This window comes from Streptomyces sp. NPDC059398, assembly GCF_042751845.1.
Lineage (GTDB): Bacteria > Actinomycetota > Actinomycetes > Streptomycetales > Streptomycetaceae > Streptomyces.
Genome location: NZ_JBHYWP010000035.1, coordinates 272 through 17,226, shown reverse-complemented (window position 1 = coordinate 17,226; position 16,955 = coordinate 272). Strand labels below are relative to the sequence as shown.

The window sequence follows — 16,955 nt, the reverse complement described above, 5'->3', positions numbered from 1 at the left end:
ACCATGGCCACGTGAACATCATCCTTTTCCATTCGACCTACGGTTTGCGGCCCGCCGTCCACGCGGCGGGCGACCGGCTGCGTGCAGCCGGTCATCAGGTGCTGGTGCCCGATCTTTTCGACGGTATGACTTTCGAGACCGTCGAGGAGGGCATGGCCCTCAAGGAGGAGCTGGGCTCCGAAGAGCTGCTCAAGCGCGCCGTGACGGCCGCAGCTCCCCACTCGGACGAGGGTCTGGTCTACGCCGGGTTCTCGCTCGGCGGTTCCCTCGCGCAGAACCTGGCCATCGCCGACGAGAAGGCACGCGGGCTGCTGCTCCTGCACGGTACATCGGACATCGCCGACGACGCCTCCGTGGACGAGCTGCCCGTACAGCTGCACGTCGCCGACCCCGACCCGTTCGAGCCGCACGACTGGCTGAACGCCTGGTACCTGCGGATGCAGCGGATCGGGGCCGACGTGGAGGTGCACCGCTACGCGGGCGCGGGCCACCTCTACACCGACCCCGGGCTGCCCGACTACGACGCCGAGGCGGCCGAGCGGACCTGGCGGGTCGCGCTCGGCTTCCTCGAAACGCTGTAGAGCCGCGCGCGCCGGGGCCGGCCTGGAGTGGCTTCCCGCCGGGGTCAGCCCTTGAGGGCCTTGTCCAGGGCGGTGTTGAAGTCGGCGACGGACATGGGCGCGTTGTCACTGCCCGGGGTGGTCAGCTTCTTGCCGTCCATCTTGAGGGTGGGCGTGCCCGTGACCCCGCTCTTGTCGAACTTCTGGGACATCTTCATCGCCCACGCGTCGTAGGTGCCCTCGTTGACGGCTTTCTGGAAGGCCTTGTTGTCCTTCAGCTCGGGCACCGTCTGCGCGATCTTGATGAGGTACGAGTCGTCCTTGAACGTGTCCGTGGTCTCGTCGGGGTGCCACTTCGTGGAGTACATCGCGGTCTTGTACTGCTCGAAGGCGGTGGGGCTCACATTGAGCGCGGCGCCCAGGGCGCTCAGACCGTTCTTCGAGCCCTCGCCGCCGTTGTTGTCGATGAACGTCGCACCGATGTACTGGATCTTGAACTTGCCCGCGTCGAGGTCCTTCTGGACCGTCGGGCCGACCGTCTGGTCGAAGGTCGCGCAGATCGGGCAGCGCGGGTCCTCGTACATCTGCAGCGTCTTCTTGGCGGACGCCTTGCCGACGGTGACCGTGGTGCCGTCGGTGCCCGTGGTGTTCTTCGGCGCGACGACCTTGTCGCTCTTCGCGGCCTCCCAGTGGGAGGGCTTGTTCAGCTGCATGACGCCGTAGCCGACGCCGGCGGCTATCGCGAGGACGACGACGACCGATCCGGCGACGAAGACCTGCCGGCGGGTCTTGTCCTTCTTCGCCTGGCGCTCGCGCTCGGCGCGCAGCCGCTCGCGGGCCGCTGCCTTGTTGGCCTGGTTGTTGCGTGCACTCATGGTGGGGCTCTCCGTTTAGGACGTGGTGGGGGCAGGACGGAACTGCGTACTCAGCTCGGAAGGGGAGCCGGGTACGGAGGTCCGCGCAGTCCCACGGAGTGCGCGAGGAGCAGGGCGCGCGAGGTGCGCGGGCGGTGCACGGGGCGCGCACCGGGCCGTACGGAGGCGCCCGCGGCCGCGATGACGGCGACTGCGACGCGCAGCGGCCGGAATGCCAGGGCGCCGACCGACCGGGCCACCGAGGCCAGCGCGCTCTCCCCGCGCCGCAGCCAGAGCGCGGCCAGCAGCCCGACCGCGACATGTGCGCCGAGCAGCAGCCAGGGCAGCGCCGGGGCGGGGGAGTCGAGCAGCGCGACCGCGTCCTTGCCGGGGCCGGTCACGGAGGTCAGCGGGGTGCCGACCTGGCCGCCGCAGAGCACGTCCACGCCGACCGAGCGCAGCGCGCCTGCGACCGGGCCGCCCGAAGGGCCGTAACAGACGTGCTGGCCGGTGGTGAAGACGGTGTCGGCGGCGAGTTCGAGCGGGATGAGGACACCCGCGATCGCCCCGAACCCCCGCTCGCGCCCCGCCAGCGCGAAGGCCACGCCGAAGACGGCGGCGGCGAGCGCCGCCACGGTGACCGGCGGCAGCGGGACCCGCGAGAGGAGCACATGGGACGCAGCGGAGAGGGTCACGACCAGCGCTGTGAAAAGCGCCGCGCGAACCGCTCTGAGCTGCGTCCCTGATATGTCCATCGGCCCCGAGTGTGTCATGGGCGCGGGTAAGGGTCCCTTAAAGGTCCATGAGTCTCCTCGGTCTAAAGACCGGGGATGCGGCCATTGCGGAACAATTCCACGAATACCGCGTGGTCACGGCGGGTCTGCACCCCGTAGGAGTGCGCGAAGTCCACCAGCATCTTGGCGAAGCCGTCCTCGTCGGCAGCGATGGCCGCGTCGATGGCGCGCTCCGTCGAGAACGGCACCAGCGAGTGGCCGCTCTCGTCGTCCGCCGCCGCGTGCATGGTGGCCGTGGCCCGCCCGAGGTCGGCGACGACCGCCGCGATCTCCTCGGGGTCGTCCAGATCCGACCAGTCGAGATCCACCGCGTACGGCGAGACCTCCGCCACCAGCTGGCCCGCCCCGTCCAGCTCGGTCCAGCCGAGCCACGGGTCGGCGTGCGCCTGCAGGGCGCGCTGCGAGATCACCGTGCGGTGGCCCTCGTGCCGGAAGTAACCGCGGACCGAGGGGTCGGTGATGTGCCGGGCGACCGCCGGGGTCTGCCCCTGCTTCATATAGATGATCACGTCGTTCTCCAGGGCGTCGCTGTGCCCCTCCAGGAGAATGTTGTACGAGGGCAGCCCGGCCGAGCCGATCCCGATGCCCCTGCGCCCCACCACGTCCTTCACCCGGTACGAGTCGGGGCGGCCCAAGCTCTCCTCCGGGAGCGTCTCCAGATAGCCGTCGAAGGCCGCGAGGATCTTGTACCGGGACGCGGCGTCGAGCTCCACCGCGCTGCTGTCGGACGTGAAGCGGCGCTCGTGGTCCCGGATCTCGGTCATCGAGTCGAGGAGGGCGAATCGGGTGCGCGCCCTGGCCGCGCGCAGCGCGCCGAGCAGCGGGCCGTCCGCGGTGTCCAGCGTGAACGGCGGCACGTCGTCGTCCCTGGCGCCCGAGGCCAGCACCCGGATCCGCTCGCGGTAGGCGGCGGCGTAGGTCTCCACCAGGCCGGTGATCTGGTCGTCGCTGAGCGCCTTCGCGTGGCCGAGCAGCGCCAGCGAGGCCGCGAAGCGCTGGACGTCCCAGGTGAACGGGCCGACATAGGCCTCGTCGAAGTCGTTCACGTTGAAGACCAGCCGGCCGTTGGCGTCCATGTAGGTGCCGAAGTTCTCCGCGTGCAGGTCGCCGTGGATCCAGACCCGGCCGGTCCGCTCGTCCAGATACGGTCCGCCCTGCGCGCTCTCGCCCAGATCCTGGTAGAAGAGGCAGGCCGCGCCCCGGTAGAAGGCGAAGGCCGAGGCGGCCATCTTCCGGAACTTGACCCGGAAGGCGGCCGGATCGGCGGCCAGCAGCTCGCCGAATGCGGTGCCGAAAACGGCGAGGATCTCCTCGCCGCGCTCCTCGGAGCTGGACTGCGGGACCGACATCGCGTGTGCCTCCAGGGGCGTGACATAGGGGACAGCTGTTCCAACGGGCTCAACGCACGGAGCCACCGGGGAGTGCCCCACGGCTGTCGGTGGGCCGACGTAGACTCCAACGCTGTTCGCCCCACTCGTCCCGCAGGAGGCACCCCCGTGACCAAGCCGCCTTTCACGCACCTTCACGTCCACACGCAGTACTCCATGCTGGACGGTGCCGCGCGGCTCAAGGACATGTTCAACGCCTGCAACGAGATGGGCATGTCGCACATCGCCATGTCCGACCACGGCAACCTGCACGGGGCGTACGACTTCTTCCACTCCGCGCAGAAGGCGGGCGTGACGCCGATCATCGGCATCGAGGCGTACGTCGCCCCGGAGTCCCGGCGGAACAAGCGCAAGGTCAAATGGGGCCAGCCGCATCAGAAGCGGGACGATGTGTCCGGTTCGGGTGGTTATACCCATAAGACGATCTGGGCGGCGAACAGCACCGGCCTGCACAACCTCTTCAAGCTGTCGTCGGACGCGTACGCCGAGGGCTGGCTGCAGAAGTGGCCGCGTATGGACAAGGAGACGATCTCCCAGTGGTCCGACGGCCTGATCGCCTCCACCGGTTGCCCGTCCGGCGAGGTGCAGACCCGGCTGCGGCTCGGGCAGTTCGACGAGGCGATGCAGGCCGCATCGGACTACAAGGACATCTTCGGTGAGGGCCGGTACTTCCTGGAGCTGATGGACCACGGCATCGAGATCGAGCGCCGGGTCCGCGAGGGTCTGCTGGAGATCGGCCAGAAGCTCGGCATCCCGCCGCTGGTGACCAACGACTCGCACTACACCTACGCGCACGAGGCGAGCGCGCACGACGCCCTGCTCTGCATCCAGACCGGCAAGAACCTCTCGGACCCGGACCGCTTCCGCTTCGACGGCACCGGCTACTACCTCAAGACGACCGACGAGATGTACGCCATCGACTCGTCGGACGCCTGGCAGCAGGGGTGCGCCAACACCTTCCTGGTCGCGGAGCAGATCGACACCTCAGGGATGTTCGAGAAGCGCGACCTGATGCCCAAGTTCGACATCCCGGAGGGCTACACCGAGATCACCTGGTTCCAGGAAGAGGTCAGAACCGGCATGGAGCGCCGGTATCCGGGAGGTGTCCCCGAGGACCGCCAGAAGCAGGCGGAGTACGAGATGGACATCATCATCCAGATGGGGTTCCCGGGGTACTTCCTCGTCGTCGCCGACTTCATCATGTGGGCCAAGAACAACGGCATCGCGGTCGGCCCCGGCCGGGGCTCGGCGGCCGGTTCGATCGTCTCGTACGCCATGGGCATCACCGACCTCGACCCGATCACGCACGGGCTGATCTTCGAGCGGTTCCTCAACCCCGAGCGCGTCTCCATGCCCGATGTCGACATCGACTTCGACGAACGCAGGCGCGTCGAGGTGATCCGGTACGTGACCGAGAAGTACGGCGCCGACAAGGTCGCCATGATCGGTACCTACGGAAAGATCAAGGCCAAGAACGCGATCAAGGACTCAGCGCGGGTGCTCGGCTATCCGTACGCGATGGGCGACCGCCTCACCAAGGCGATGCCCGCCGACGTCCTCGGCAAGGGCATCGACCTCAGCGGCATCACCGACCCCAAGCACCCGCGCTACAGCGAGGCGGGCGAGATCCGGGGGATGTACGAGAACGAACCGGACGTCAAGAAGGTCATCGACACCGCCACCGGTGTCGAGGGGCTGGTCCGGCAGATGGGTGTGCACGCGGCCGGCGTGATCATGTCCAGTGAGCCCATCGTCGACCACGCCCCGGTCTGGGTCCGGCACACGGACAACGTCACGATCACGCAGTGGGACTACCCGCAGTGCGAGTCGCTCGGCCTGCTGAAGATGGACTTCCTGGGCCTGCGCAACCTGACGATCATGGACGACGCCGTCAAGATGGTGAGGGCCAACAAGGGCATCGACCTGGAGATGCTCTCCCTCCCGCTCGACGATCCCAAGACCTTCGAACTGCTCTGCCGCGGTGACACGCTCGGGGTCTTCCAGTTCGACGGCGGCCCGATGCGCTCCCTGCTGCGCCAGATGCAGCCCGACAACTTCGAGGACATTTCCGCCGTCTCGGCCCTGTACCGGCCGGGCCCGATGGGTATGAACTCGCACATCAACTACGCGGAGCGCAAGAACCACCGCCAGGAGATCACCCCGATCCACCCGGAGCTGGAGGAGCCGCTCAAGGAGGTCCTCGGCCTCACCTACGGCCTGATCGTGTACCAGGAGCAGGTGCAGAAGGCCGCCCAGATCGTCGCCGGGTACTCGCTCGGCGAGGCCGACATCCTGCGCCGCGTGATGGGCAAGAAGAAGGCCGACGAGCTCGCGAAGAACTTCGTGCTCTTCGAGGCCGGGGCCAAGAAGGAGGGCTTCTCGGACGCGGCGATCAAGGCGCTCTGGGACGTCCTGGTGCCCTTCGCCGGGTACGCGTTCAACAAGGCGCACTCCTCCGCGTACGGCCTGGTCACCTACTGGACCGCGTATCTCAAGGCCAACTACCCGGCCGAGTACATGGCGGCGCTGCTCACCTCGGTGCGCGACGACAAGGACAAGTCGGCGATCTACCTCAACGAGTGCCGCCGTATGGGCATCAAGGTGCTGCCGCCCAATGTGAACGAGTCCGAGTCCAACTTCGCCGCCCAGGGCGACGACGTGATCCTCTTCGGCCTCTCCGCGGTCCGCAACGTCGGGACGAACGTGGTGGAGTCGATCATCCGCTCCCGCAAGGCCAAGGGGAAGTACAGCTCCTTCCCCGACTACCTCGACAAGGTCGAGGCCGTGGCCTGCAACAAGCGCACCACCGAATCGCTCATCAAGGCGGGCGCCTTCGACGAGATGGGGCACACCCGCAAGGGCCTCACCGCGCACTTCGAGCCCATGATCGACAACGTGGTGGCGGTCAAGCGCAAGGAGGCCGAGGGGCAGTTCGACCTCTTCGGCGGCGGAGAGGAGGACAGCTCCGAGCCCGGCTTCGGACTCGATGTGGAGTTCTCCGACATCGAGTGGGAGAAGTCGTATCTGCTCGCGCAGGAACGGGAGATGCTCGGTCTCTACGTCTCCGACCACCCGCTCTTCGGCCTGGAGCACGTGCTCTCGGACAAGAGCGACGCCGCCATCGCCGCGCTGACCGGCGGGGAGCACGCGGACGGCGCCGTGGTGACCATCGGCGGCATCATCTCCGGCCTCCAGCGCAAGATGACCAAGCAGGGCAACGCCTGGGCCATCGCGACCGTCGAGGACCTGGCGGGCACCATCGAGTGCATGTTCTTCCCGGCCACCTACCAGCTGGTCTCGACCCAGCTGGTCGAGGACACCGTGGTGTTCGTCAAGGGCCGTCTCGATAAGCGCGAGGACGTCCCGCGGCTGGTCGCGATGGAGATGCAGGTCCCCGACCTGTCGTCGGCGGGGACCAACGCCCCGGTGACGATCACCATCCCGACCGTGAAGGTCACCCCGCCGATGGTCAGCAGGCTCGGTGAGATCCTCTCCCACCACCGGGGCAACTCCGAGGTACGGATCAAGCTCCAGGGCTCCCGCAAGACCACGGTGCTCCGCCTCGACCGGCACCGGGTGCAGCCCGACCCGGCGCTCTTCGGTGATCTGAAGGTGCTGCTCGGCCCGGCTTGTCTGGCCGGCTGAGCGGAGCGGCCTGCCGGGGGAGCCGGTCCGGGAGACCGGCTGAGGGGCGCGCTGTGCACGGCGCGCCCCTCGAACATCATTACAGCGAAGATCAGTTGTGCCCGAAGCGCTTCTGGTGCTTGCGCGCGACATCCGACGGGTTGCCCGGCATCGACTGCGGCTGGGACTGGTTCTGTGAATCGAAGGAGCCGGACCGGCCGTCCTGGCCGCCGCCTTCGGCGGAGGACGAGCGGTCCTGCTGACTGTCGTGCTTGGGACGGTTCTTGTGCTTGGCCATGGTGATGCCTCCTTGAGGGGGACCGGGGCCTGCCGCCCTTCGGGCAGCAACTGCACTCTGACGGCAGGCCCCAGGGCCAGGGTCGCGACCAGATTCACATATCGCACAGACTGCCGCATTTTGGATCATTACCGTGCGTAATGAGGGCTTGTCCCGGGCGACTTCGGACCAACTTGGCGCTGCGCCACGCCGATGATCGAGTTCCGGCCGTTAACCCTCGCGCGGTCGGGCAGACTCGAAGGAAACCCGAAGCACTTCCCCTTCTCCCGAGGTACCCGAAAGAGGGTGGATCGCGTGGACCGCTGCGTCGTTCTGGTGGACGCCGGATACCTGCTGGGGGCCGCCGCGAGTCTCCTCGCGGGAGAACCCGCCCGCTCGCGCATCACGGTCGACCACGGGGCACTCATCCAGGGCCTGCGCGAGCGCGCCGAGGACGACACCGCGCAGCCGCTGCTGCGGATCTACTGGTTCGACGGTGCCCCCGACCGGGTACCGCAGCCCGAACACCGCAGACTGCGGGTGATGCCCCGGGTGACCGTCCGGCTGGGCGCGCTGACCCGCAGCGACGGCCGCTGGGCGCAGAAGGGCGTCGACGCCGCGATGCACGCGGAGCTGACCGAACTGGCCAGAAATCGCGCCTGCTCGGACATTGTGCTGGTCACCGGTGACGGAGATCTGCTGCCCGGTCTGATGTCGGCGAAGGAGCACGGCGTGGCCGTGCACCTCTGGGCGGTCCAGGCCGCCGACGGGGACTACAACCAGTCCGAGGACCTGGTCGCCGAGGCCGACGAACGCCGGGTGCTGGACCGGAGCTGGATCACCAAGGCCGTACGGGCCAAGGAGACCGGCGGGGTTTGCGCTCCGGCGCCCGTGCCCCGGCCGGAGATCGCCGCGATCCTCTCCGCCCCGCTGCCCGAGTCGGCGCTCGCCGCGTCGGCCGAGCGGGCGGCGCAGGCCGCGGCCGTGCACAGCGTCGCGCCCCCCGGCCGTGAGGACACCCGGCGGCCGACCGACGAGGAGCGGGCACACGCGGCGGCCAAGGCCGGTGTCCCCACCCCCAAGGACCTTGCCGGACTGCGCGGACCCGCGGCGCAGCCCGCCCAGCAGCCGGCGAACGCGACGCTGCGCTGGTCGTCGGAGCGTGGCTGGATCGAGCGCCCGGGCCAGGCCGGTGAGCCCCCGGAGATCGCCTCCCTGCCGACACTCGCCCAGGTCACCACCGCCGAGCAGCGGTGGGCCGACCGCGAGGAGGACATCACCACGGTCGGCGGTGACCCCTTCGAGGTGGGGCAGGTCTTCGCCAGGCGGTGGATGGAGCGGCTTCCGGACCCGGGCCAGGTGCAGAAACTGTCCGCGATGTATCCCCGGATCCCGCACCGGATCGACGGCGAGCTGCTGCGGTACGCGGCCAGGTTCGGGCTGCTCGCCCATAAGGACGACCAGATCGACGAGCACGACCGGTACGCGATCAGGGCCGGGTTCTGGCGGGAGATCGACGTACGGGCCACGGAGCACGCGCCCGAGGGGGAGCAGGCCGGACGCTGACGCGCCCGCCGCAGGCCACCGCCCGAGCGGCCCCGCACGGCCCCGGCGCCCCTGCGGGCCGCCCAACCCCGTAGGCTCGTCCCTCGTGAGTACGGGCAATGTGTGCGTGGTGCGCGAGCTGGTGAAGACGTACCCGGCCGCGCGCGGCAGACGGGGGGCTCCCGGCACGCCCGAGGTGCGGGCCACCGACGGCATCTCCCTGACCGTGCGCCGCGGCGAGATCTTCGGACTGCTCGGCCCGAACGGCGCGGGCAAGTCCACCCTCGTACGCCAGCTCACCGGGCTGATGCGGCCCGACTCCGGCCGGGTCGAGGTGCTCGGACACGACCTCGTACGCCATCCCGAACGCGCCGCGCGGCTGCTCGGCTATCTCGGCCAGGAGTCCACCGCGCTCGACGAACTGACCGTCGCGCTGGCCGCCGAGACCACCGGCCGGCTCCGCGGACTCTCCGTGCCGGACGCCCGCCGGGAGCGGGACGCCGTCCTCGATGAGCTGGGCATCACCGAACTCGCCGGGCGGCCGCTGCGCAAGCTCTCCGGCGGCCAGCGCAGACTCGCCTGTTTCGCCGCGGCACTCGTCGGGGACCGCTCACTGCTCGTCCTGGACGAGCCCACCACCGGGATGGACCCGGTCGCACGGCGCGCCGTGTGGGCCGCGGTCGACCGGCGGCGGGCGGAGCGCGGAGTGACCGTGCTGCTGGTCACCCACAACGTCATCGAGGCCGAGACCGTGCTGGACCGGGTCGCCGTCATCGAACGCGGCCGGGTGATCGCCTGCGACACCCCGGCCGGGCTGAAGGCCCAGGTCGCCGGCGAGGTCCGGGTCGAACTGGTCTGGCGGGAGCGGGCGCCGCTCGATATCCCGGAGGTCGCCGTACTGCGCGAGTCCGCGCAGGAGTCGGGGCGCCGCTGGGTGCTGCGGCTCGCGCCCGACGCGGCGCGGGCCGCCGTCGCCGCGGTGACCGGCGGCCCCGCCTTCACCGCTCTCGACGACTTCACGCTGTCCACACCGAGCCTGGAGGACGTGTACATGGCGCTGGGCGGCCGTACGAAGGGGCTGGTGAAGGCGTGACCGCAGCGGTCTCCGCAGAGTCGCAGCCGTACCCGGGGGTCCCGGCACGCGGCGGGCCGGGCGTTCCCGAAGGCGCGGGGGCCCCGGGGAGCCTGCCCGACCCCGGCGCGGCCGACGCCGGAGCGGTCACCGAGGCCGCACCGCTCGCACCGCGCGCCCGGCTGCTGCCCGCGCTCGGCGCGGTCTACCGGGCGCAGCTGTCCCGGGCCCGGGTGGCGCGCATCCCGCTGCTCTTCGTGGCGACCTTCCAGTCGGTCGGGATCATGATCCTGATGCGCGGGGTGGTCGACGGCGGCGACGAGGCCCGCGCCGTGGTGGCGGGCTCGGCCGTCCTGGTCGTGGCGTTCGTCGCGCTCAACCTGCTCGCGCAGTACTTCGGGCAGCTGCGCGCCAGCGGCGGACTCGACCACTACGCCACCCTGCCGGTGCCGCCCGCGTCCGTGGTGCTGGGGACCGCGGGGGCGTACGCCTCCTTCACCGTGCCCGGCACGGTCGTCACGGCCGTCGCGGGTTCCGTTCTCTTCCAGCTGCCGCTGGCACATCTGTGGGTGCTCGCCGCCGTCGTCCCCCTCGCGGGAGCGGCGCTCGCCGGGCTCGGCGCGGCCCTGGGACTGCTCGCACCGCGCCAGGAACTGGCCACCCTGCTCGGGCAGCTGGGGATGTCCGCCGCGCTGCTCCTCGGCGTGCTGCCGGCCGCCCGGCTGCCGGAGCCGATCGCGTACGCCCGTGACCTGCTGCCCTCCACCTACGGTGTGGAGGCGCTGGCCCGTACCTTCGGGGACCACCCCGACTGGCCGGCGGTCGGGGCCGACCTCGCGGTCTGCGCGGCCGTCGGGGTCGTCTCGCTGGCCGTGGCGACGTGGGCCTACCGGCGGGCGGCGGTCCGGTGAGGCGGCGCACAGGGCCGCCTGGCACGATGGCAGAGTGACCGCGCCACTGACACCTCCGCACCAGCCGCCGAACGACGACCCGTGGCAGAAGGGTCCTTCGGGAGCCACCCCCGGGGCGGGGGGCGCCCCGCGGGGGGGGGGGGGGCCCCGCGCCCGGCAGGCGCTACGACTGACGGCTGCCGCTGCCGCCGACTGCTGCCGTCGCCGCGCTCGCCCCCGCTGTCGGGCCGGTCCCCGCGGTCTCGGGCGTGCCATCTCGCCGGCGGCGCCGCGGTCTGCTCTGGGTGAGGGCGGCGCCGGCCAGGACGATCACCGCGCCGACCGGGGTGTTCCAGCCGATCGTCTCGCCCAGCAGCGCCACGCCCGCCGCGGTGGCGATCACCGGGATGAAGTACGTGACCATCTGGGCCGTGGTCGGGCCGACCTCGGCCACAAGGCCGTACTGCAGCAGCAGGGCGACCCCGGTGCCGAGTGCGCCGAGTGCCGCGACGGCGAGCAGTGGGGCCACCGGAAAGGAGGTGGGCAGCTGGGTGAACAGCGGTGTGACCAGGGCCAGTTCGACCGTCGCCACCAGCAGTTGCGAACCGGTGATCGCGAGATGCGAGCCGCCGGTGCCCGCCAGGGTCCGCCGTACGTAGATCCAGCCGACCGGGTAGCACAGGGAGGCCAGCAGGGCCATCGCGGTGCCGGTGAGGTCCAGCCCCGAGAACCCCTGCCAGACGCCCAGCACGGTCAGGACCCCCAGGAACCCGAGCCCCAGACCGGCGACTCTGCGACGGGTGGGGCGGTCCTCGGAGAGCGCGACCAGGGAGAGCGCCATGCCCCACAGCGGTGAGGTGGCGTTGCAGATCCCGGCGAGCGTCGAAGGGATGGTCTGCTCGGCGTAGGCGAAGAGGGAGAACGGCGCCGCGTTCAACAGCAGTGCGGCGACCGAGAGATGGGCCCAGGTCCGTGCCCCGCGCGGCAGCCGCTCCCGCCGGAAGGCGATGGCCGCGGCCAGTACGGCGGTCCCGAAGAAGAGGCGGCCGAAGGTGACCTGGAACGGGGCGTACCCTCCGGTGCCCACCTTGATCAGCAGAAAGCTGAAACCCCAGATGAGCGAGAGCAGGACGAAGCGGATGCGCCAGTCGACAGCGGGGCGGCGGGCGGTGGGCGGCGGTGCGATGACCGGTGCTGACACGGTCCTGGCGGGAGTCGCGGTGCTCATACGTGCCACTGTGGACGGGCTCATCTCGTAGCACAAGCGAGATTACGTGGAGTGGTTGCCTTAGAATCGCTTACATGTTGAATCTGGAGCGTCTGCGCATCCTCGACGCGGTGGCCCGGCACGGTTCGGTGAGCGGGGCGGCCGACGGGCTGCATGTGACCACATCGGCCGTCTCCCAGCAGCTGGCCAAGCTGGAGCGGGAGGCCGGGCAGCCGCTGCTCGCCAAGAACGGCCGGGGCGTCCGGCTCACGGACGCCGGGCGGCTCCTCGCCGACCACGCGGCCCGGATCCTCTCCCAGGTGGAGCTGGCCCAGTCCGATCTGGAGGCGCAGCGCGGCCGGGTGGTCGGCGAGCTGCGGATCTCCGCCTTCCCCACCGCGGCCCGCGGTCTGCTCCCCGGAGTCCTCGCGGGGCTTCGCGAGGCCCACCCCCAACTGGCGGTCTGCTCCCAGGAGCTGGAGGGCGAGGACGGGGTACGGGGGGTGCTCCGCGGTGACCTCGATGTGGCCGTGGTGCTCGACTGGTACAACAAGCCCACGGCGATGCCCGAGGGGATGGCCAAGCGCGCCCTCTTCGACGACATCGCGGACATCGCGGTGTCCGCGGACCATCCGCTGGCCGGGGCCGCCGATGTCGGGCTGGAGGCGTTCGCCCAGGACGAGTGGATCACCTGGCCGGAGGGCGAGTTCTGCCGTGAGTGGCTGATGTTCACGCTCGGGGGCAAGGGGTTCGAGCCGCGTATCTCGCATGTCGCGGGCGAACACCCCACCCAGATGGCGCTGATCGCCGCAGGGCTCGGGGTCGGGGTCGCGCCACGGCTTGGCCGGGGGCCGGTCCCCGACGGTGTGCGGGTCGTCACCGTACGGGAAGCGCTGCGACGCCATGTGTACGCGATCTGGCGCGCCGACGCCGACCGGCGGCCCTCCATCCGGGCGGCGGTCGACGCGCTGCACGCGGCCGGTGCGGTGCTCGACGGCGCGGGCCCGGTCTGAGGGGCCGTCCGGTCCGGGGGGGGGGAGGGGGCCGATCTGTGGGAGGGCCCGGTCTGAGGGAGGGGCCGGTCCGAGTGAGGGTTGAGGGGCCGGACGGCCCGGCGTCGGACTCCATCGCCTCCCGGGTCGGCGGAGGACCCGGGAGGCGATGGGGCCCGACGGTCAGCCGAGTTTGCGGAAGTCCCAGGAGACGATGGAGTCCGGGGTCAGCCGCAGCCAGGCGTGGCGGCCGTCGTACGGCATGAGGTCCATCCCGAAGTTCTTGCGCGCGAACAGCTTCTCGGGGGCGTCGAGTTCGGGGCAGGGTTCTCCCGTGCGGGGTGCCTCCCCGACCATGACCGCGTTGCCCGAGAGCTCCACGCCGCGCAGCTCGCCGTACTCCTCGCCGTCGTCGACCACCACGGCCAGCCGCGGGTCCCCGGTCAGCTGGGACCAGCGGCGGCTGCGGGTCAGTGAGTAGAGCCAGAGCGACGTGCCGTCCCAGAGGAACCAGAGGGCGCCGACGTGCGGACGGCCGTCCGCCGATACCGTCGCCACCCGGCAGGTGCGCTGCCCGCTGAGGAAGGTGTCGCGCTCCGGCTCCGTCATCATGATCCTGCGGCCTCGGCGCTGGGTGTCGGTCATGGGGCTTCTCCCGCCGTCACGGCTGTTCCTGACTATGTGTCAGAAATCATGGAGTCTCTTCCCTCATGACGCAATGGGCGTTAGCCTCGCGCGCCCCGGTCCTGTCCGCAGGACCCGGTTCCCCGAGAGGTGAGGGCCGATGGTGTCGTCCGAACAGCTTGCGCAGCAGCTCGATCCCGCCACGGCGGTCCTGCTCACCGTGGAGTGCCAGGAGGGGGTGGTCGGCGCGGACGGCGCCCTGCCCGAACTGGCCGCCGAAGCCCGCTCGTCGGGTGCCCTGGGGCGCGTCGCCCAACTGGTCACCCGCGCCCATGAAGCAGGGGTGCAGGTGGTGCACGCGGTGGCGGAACGGCGCCCCGACGGGCGGGGCGCCAGCCACAACGCCCGGCTCTTCCGGGCGGCCGGCCGACTGCCCGTACAGCAGCACACGGGCTCGAAGGCGGTCACGGTGGCCGCGCCGATCGAGGTGGCGGACGAGGACCTGGTGGTACGGAGGCTGCACGGCCTCTCCCCCCTCGCGGGTACGGACGTCGACGCGCTGCTGCGCAACCTGGGCTGCCGCACGCTGGTCGTCACCGGTGTCTCGGCCAATGTCGCGATCCCCAACGCGGTCTTCGACGCCGTCAACCTCGGATACACGGTGGTGGTCCCGGCGGACGCCATCGCGGGGGTGCCCGCCGACTACACCCCCGCGATGATCCGCAACACCCTGGCGCTCGTCGCGACCGTCACCACGGCCGACGACGTACTCGCGAGCTGGAAGGCGTCCGGGGGCCCGGCGGGCGACCCGGCGGGCGACCCGGTGGGCGGGTGATCAGCTCCCCACCGCGCGCTGCTCCAACGCCCCCTTGAGGAAGTCGAGTTCGAGGAGCAGCAGCCGGTCCGCCACGCCCTCGCTGTGTACGAGGTGTCCCGTGCCGCACAGTGGCAGCACGCTGTGCGGGCGTCCGGCGGCGAGCAGTGCGGCCGACAGGCGCAGCGTATGCGCGGGCGCGACGTTGTCGTCGGCCAGTCCGTGCACCAGCAGCAGTGGCCGGGCGAGCCGGTGCGCGTGGGGGAGCAGCGAGGACCGTTCGTACCCCTCGGGCAGGATGTCCGGGTGGCCGAGGAAGCGCTCCTCCCAGTAGGTGTCGTAGAGCCGACGGTCGGCGGGTGCGGCGCCCGCGACCGCCGCATGGAACACATCGGGGCGGTGCAGCACGGCCCCCGCGGCGAGATAGCCGCTGTACGACCAGCCGCGGATCGCCACGCGTCCGAGGTCCAGGGCGTCGTACCGCTCCGCTGCCGCGTGCAGGGCGTCGATCTGGTCGTCGAGCACGGGCCCCAGCCGGTCGCCGTCGATGGCGTGCTCCCAGGCGATGCCGCGGCCGGGGGTGCCGCGTCCGTCCGTGGCCAGTACGGCGAAGCCGTGCTCGGCGTACCACTGGCAGACGGCCGTGTACCAGGCCCGCCCTCTGGTCACCACCTGCATACCGGGTCCGGCGTACGGGCTGAGCAGAATCGGCAGCCGTTCCTGTCCGGGCTCGTACCAGGAGGGCAGATGCAGCCGGGTGCGCAACTCGCGTGCGCCGAGGGTGAGATGGATGTGCGCCGGGGTGACCAGCGGCTTCTCGGTGAGTACCGCGATCCGTCCGTCCGGGCGTCCGGCCCGGCGCACCGTCACCGACTGACCGTCGTCCGTCCTGCTGTCGACGACCAGCGTGGGGCCGCCCGCCGCGGCTGTGTGCACCCCTGGTCCCTGGGTCAGTCTGGCGAACCCGGGCCCTCGCTCGTACGACCAGACATGGACCTCCGTCGGCTCCTCGCTCGCGGTGAAGAAGACCCGTTCGCCCACCGACCCCAGCACCTCGCGCACATACAGGCCGTCCGGGCTGCGGACGTCCCCGATCCGGATCCCGCGTACATCGCCACGGACCGCGGGCAGTACCCGGACGCCCGCCGGGGTGTGGAGCGGTGTGCCGGGCCGGAAGGCCACCCACCTGTCGTCGGACGTCCGCGAGACCACCTCGTACGGGCCGCCCGCCGGGTCGGCCGCGACCACCCACACCGTGCGCTGGTCACGGGTCTGGAGGACGGCGACGGGGCCGGTGTTCTCCCAGGACGCCGAGACCAGGTACTCGAAGGCGGGGGCGTCCCAGACACCGGGGGGTGTCTGTCCTCCGGGCGCGGAGCGGGGGAGTGCGAGGGGGGTACGGTCGCCCCCGGCCGTGATCACGTAGAGCGAGGTCTCGGCGTTGGGCGTACCGGCCGCGGGGTAGCGGATGGCGACGGGGGGCTGCTCCGGGTCGGCGGCGTCGGCGATCCAGCGGCGCCGCACCATCGAGGTGTCGACCCGGGCGACGAGCAGCGCGTCGCTGTCCGGGGACCACCAGTACCCGCGCGACCTGCCGATGGAGGCGTTGGCGCAGTAGTCGGCGAGACCGTAGGTGACATCGGGGCCCTCGGGCGCGGCGAGCAGCCGGTCACCGGTCCCGTCCGTCCGTACGACATGGAGGGCGCCCCCGGTGACGTACGCGATCAGGGTGCCGTCCGGCGAGGGCCGGGGGTCGGTCACGGGACCGGGGGTGCGGATGTGGCGCGGGATGCCGGTGGTGGGGCTGTGTTGCGGGGCGCCGGCCGCGCCGTGTCGCGGGCCGTCCGGGGCGCGGGTTGCGCGGTCGTCAGGGGCGGACTCCGCGCGGACGGTCCAGAGCCGGCCGTCCACGGCGTAGGCGACGAGCCGGGCGTCCCGGTCGGCCGCGTAGGCGGTCACGCCCGCCGACGGTGACCGGTGGCCGGCGAGGAGACGCTCCTGTCCGTGCTCGTGCATCCAGAGCAGGACGCGGGGGTCGGTGCCGGTCGCGGACCGGAGGAACAGCACCCGCTCGCCGTCGGGGGAGACGGTGAACTGCCGGGGGGTACCGAGAGTGAAGCGGCGGGTCCTGGCGAACTGGCGCGGGAATCCGTTGATGTCCAAGGCTCCAAGCCTTCCGTGGGCGTGACCGGTCGGGGAACGAAAAAGATCGTCGTCCTCGCTCCCCGGCGCGGCCGCGGCTTCGGCGGCTAAACGCCCCCAGCCCACCCTACCCGCACAGTCGGTGGCGGGGGGGGGGGGCGGACGGGGATCG

General features: G+C 71.1%; 14 protein-coding genes. 7 read left to right on the top strand and 7 right to left on the bottom strand.

Annotated elements, in window-relative coordinates:
* Nucleotides 1-11: 11 nt before the first annotated feature.
* Nucleotides 12-581: a dienelactone hydrolase family protein gene (locus tag ACFXBC_RS15290; protein WP_385023646.1), complete on the top strand. Its 570-nt coding sequence runs from the start codon at nt 12-14 to the stop codon at nt 579-581.
* A 44-nt stretch (nt 582-625) separates the two neighbouring features.
* Here ACFXBC_RS15290 and ACFXBC_RS15285 read toward each other — a convergent pair whose 3' ends face one another.
* The 3 genes from ACFXBC_RS15285 to ACFXBC_RS15275 form a co-directional block, all read right to left on the bottom strand.
* The gene (locus ACFXBC_RS15285) at nt 626-1,435 is read right to left on the bottom strand and encodes a thioredoxin domain-containing protein (RefSeq protein WP_385023644.1); all 810 of its coding nucleotides are present in this window, start codon (nt 1,433-1,435) and stop codon (nt 626-628) included.
* Between the two features lie 50 nt (nt 1,436-1,485).
* The gene (locus ACFXBC_RS15280) at nt 1,486-2,169 is read right to left on the bottom strand and encodes a hypothetical protein (protein WP_385023642.1); all 684 of its coding nucleotides are present in this window, start codon (nt 2,167-2,169) and stop codon (nt 1,486-1,488) included.
* Between the two features lie 62 nt (nt 2,170-2,231).
* Nucleotides 2,232-3,557 carry a DUF2252 domain-containing protein gene (locus tag ACFXBC_RS15275; protein WP_385023640.1) on the bottom strand — a complete coding sequence of 442 codons (1,326 nt, stop codon included), beginning with the start codon at nt 3,555-3,557 and terminating at the stop codon, nt 2,232-2,234.
* A 147-nt stretch (nt 3,558-3,704) separates the two neighbouring features.
* Between ACFXBC_RS15275 and dnaE the strand changes: the two genes are divergently transcribed.
* The gene (dnaE, locus tag ACFXBC_RS15270; RefSeq protein ID WP_385023638.1) at nt 3,705-7,241 is read left to right on the top strand and encodes a DNA polymerase III subunit alpha; all 3,537 of its coding nucleotides are present in this window, start codon (nt 3,705-3,707) and stop codon (nt 7,239-7,241) included.
* Between the two features lie 91 nt (nt 7,242-7,332).
* Here dnaE and ACFXBC_RS15265 read toward each other — a convergent pair whose 3' ends face one another.
* Nucleotides 7,333-7,518 carry a hypothetical protein gene (locus ACFXBC_RS15265; RefSeq protein WP_385023636.1) on the bottom strand — a complete coding sequence of 62 codons (186 nt, stop codon included), beginning with the start codon at nt 7,516-7,518 and terminating at the stop codon, nt 7,333-7,335.
* A 285-nt stretch (nt 7,519-7,803) separates the two neighbouring features.
* Between ACFXBC_RS15265 and ACFXBC_RS15260 the strand changes: the two genes are divergently transcribed.
* The 3 genes from ACFXBC_RS15260 to ACFXBC_RS15250 all read left to right on the top strand — a co-directional run bounded on the left by ACFXBC_RS15260 (nt 7,804) and on the right by ACFXBC_RS15250 (nt 11,025).
* Nucleotides 7,804-9,063 carry an NYN domain-containing protein gene (locus tag ACFXBC_RS15260; RefSeq protein ID WP_385023634.1) on the top strand — a complete coding sequence of 420 codons (1,260 nt, stop codon included), beginning with the start codon at nt 7,804-7,806 and terminating at the stop codon, nt 9,061-9,063.
* 100 nt (nt 9,064-9,163) lie between these two features.
* Nucleotides 9,164-10,135: an ABC transporter ATP-binding protein gene (locus ACFXBC_RS15255; RefSeq protein WP_385023726.1), complete on the top strand. Its 972-nt coding sequence runs from the start codon at nt 9,164-9,166 to the stop codon at nt 10,133-10,135.
* A gap of 92 nt (nt 10,136-10,227) precedes the next feature.
* Nucleotides 10,228-11,025, top strand: a complete 798-nt coding sequence (locus ACFXBC_RS15250; protein ID WP_385023724.1) for an ABC transporter permease — start codon at nt 10,228-10,230, stop codon at nt 11,023-11,025.
* Nucleotides 11,026-11,188: 163 nt separating this feature from the next.
* Here the strand turns inward: ACFXBC_RS15250 and ACFXBC_RS15245 are convergent, their stop codons facing one another.
* Nucleotides 11,189-12,232, bottom strand: a complete 1,044-nt coding sequence (locus ACFXBC_RS15245; RefSeq protein ID WP_385023632.1) for a DMT family transporter — start codon at nt 12,230-12,232, stop codon at nt 11,189-11,191.
* A 74-nt stretch (nt 12,233-12,306) separates the two neighbouring features.
* Between ACFXBC_RS15245 and ACFXBC_RS15240 the strand changes: the two genes are divergently transcribed.
* Complete coding sequence (locus ACFXBC_RS15240) at nt 12,307-13,224, top strand: LysR substrate-binding domain-containing protein (protein ID WP_385023630.1); 918 nt, start codon at nt 12,307-12,309, stop codon at nt 13,222-13,224.
* Nucleotides 13,225-13,386: 162 nt separating this feature from the next.
* On the opposite strand, the gene ACFXBC_RS15235 is transcribed toward ACFXBC_RS15240, so the two are convergent.
* The gene (locus ACFXBC_RS15235; RefSeq protein ID WP_385023628.1) at nt 13,387-13,848 is read right to left on the bottom strand and encodes a pyridoxamine 5'-phosphate oxidase family protein; all 462 of its coding nucleotides are present in this window, start codon (nt 13,846-13,848) and stop codon (nt 13,387-13,389) included.
* Between the two features lie 139 nt (nt 13,849-13,987).
* Here ACFXBC_RS15235 and ACFXBC_RS15230 point away from each other — a divergent pair, with 139 nt between their 5' ends.
* The gene (locus ACFXBC_RS15230) at nt 13,988-14,662 is read left to right on the top strand and encodes a cysteine hydrolase (protein ID WP_385023626.1); all 675 of its coding nucleotides are present in this window, start codon (nt 13,988-13,990) and stop codon (nt 14,660-14,662) included.
* Here the strand turns inward: ACFXBC_RS15230 and ACFXBC_RS15225 are convergent, their stop codons facing one another.
* The gene (locus ACFXBC_RS15225) at nt 14,663-16,804 is read right to left on the bottom strand and encodes a prolyl oligopeptidase family serine peptidase (RefSeq protein ID WP_385023624.1); all 2,142 of its coding nucleotides are present in this window, start codon (nt 16,802-16,804) and stop codon (nt 14,663-14,665) included. It abuts the gene before it with no gap.
* Nucleotides 16,805-16,955: the final 151 nt, after the last annotated feature.

Bases quoted from the DNA above. Each gene is read 5' to 3' on its own strand.
- ACFXBC_RS15285 (WP_385023644.1), bottom strand. From the start codon at position 1,435: ATGAGTGCACGCAACAACCAGGCCAACAAGGCAGCGGCCCGCGAGCGG.
- ACFXBC_RS15280 (WP_385023642.1), bottom strand. From the start codon at position 2,169: ATGGACATATCAGGGACGCAGCTCAGAGCGGTTCGCGCGGCGCTTTTC.
- ACFXBC_RS15275 (WP_385023640.1), bottom strand. From the start codon at position 3,557: ATGTCGGTCCCGCAGTCCAGCTCCGAGGAGCGCGGCGAGGAGATCCTC.
- ACFXBC_RS15265 (WP_385023636.1), bottom strand. From the start codon at position 7,518: ATGGCCAAGCACAAGAACCGTCCCAAGCACGACAGTCAGCAGGACCGC.
- ACFXBC_RS15245 (WP_385023632.1), bottom strand. From the start codon at position 12,232: ATGAGCACCGCGACTCCCGCCAGGACCGTGTCAGCACCGGTCATCGCA.
- ACFXBC_RS15240 (WP_385023630.1), top strand. From the start codon at position 12,307: ATGTTGAATCTGGAGCGTCTGCGCATCCTCGACGCGGTGGCCCGGCAC.
- ACFXBC_RS15235 (WP_385023628.1), bottom strand. From the start codon at position 13,848: ATGACCGACACCCAGCGCCGAGGCCGCAGGATCATGATGACGGAGCCG.
- ACFXBC_RS15230 (WP_385023626.1), top strand. From the start codon at position 13,988: ATGGTGTCGTCCGAACAGCTTGCGCAGCAGCTCGATCCCGCCACGGCG.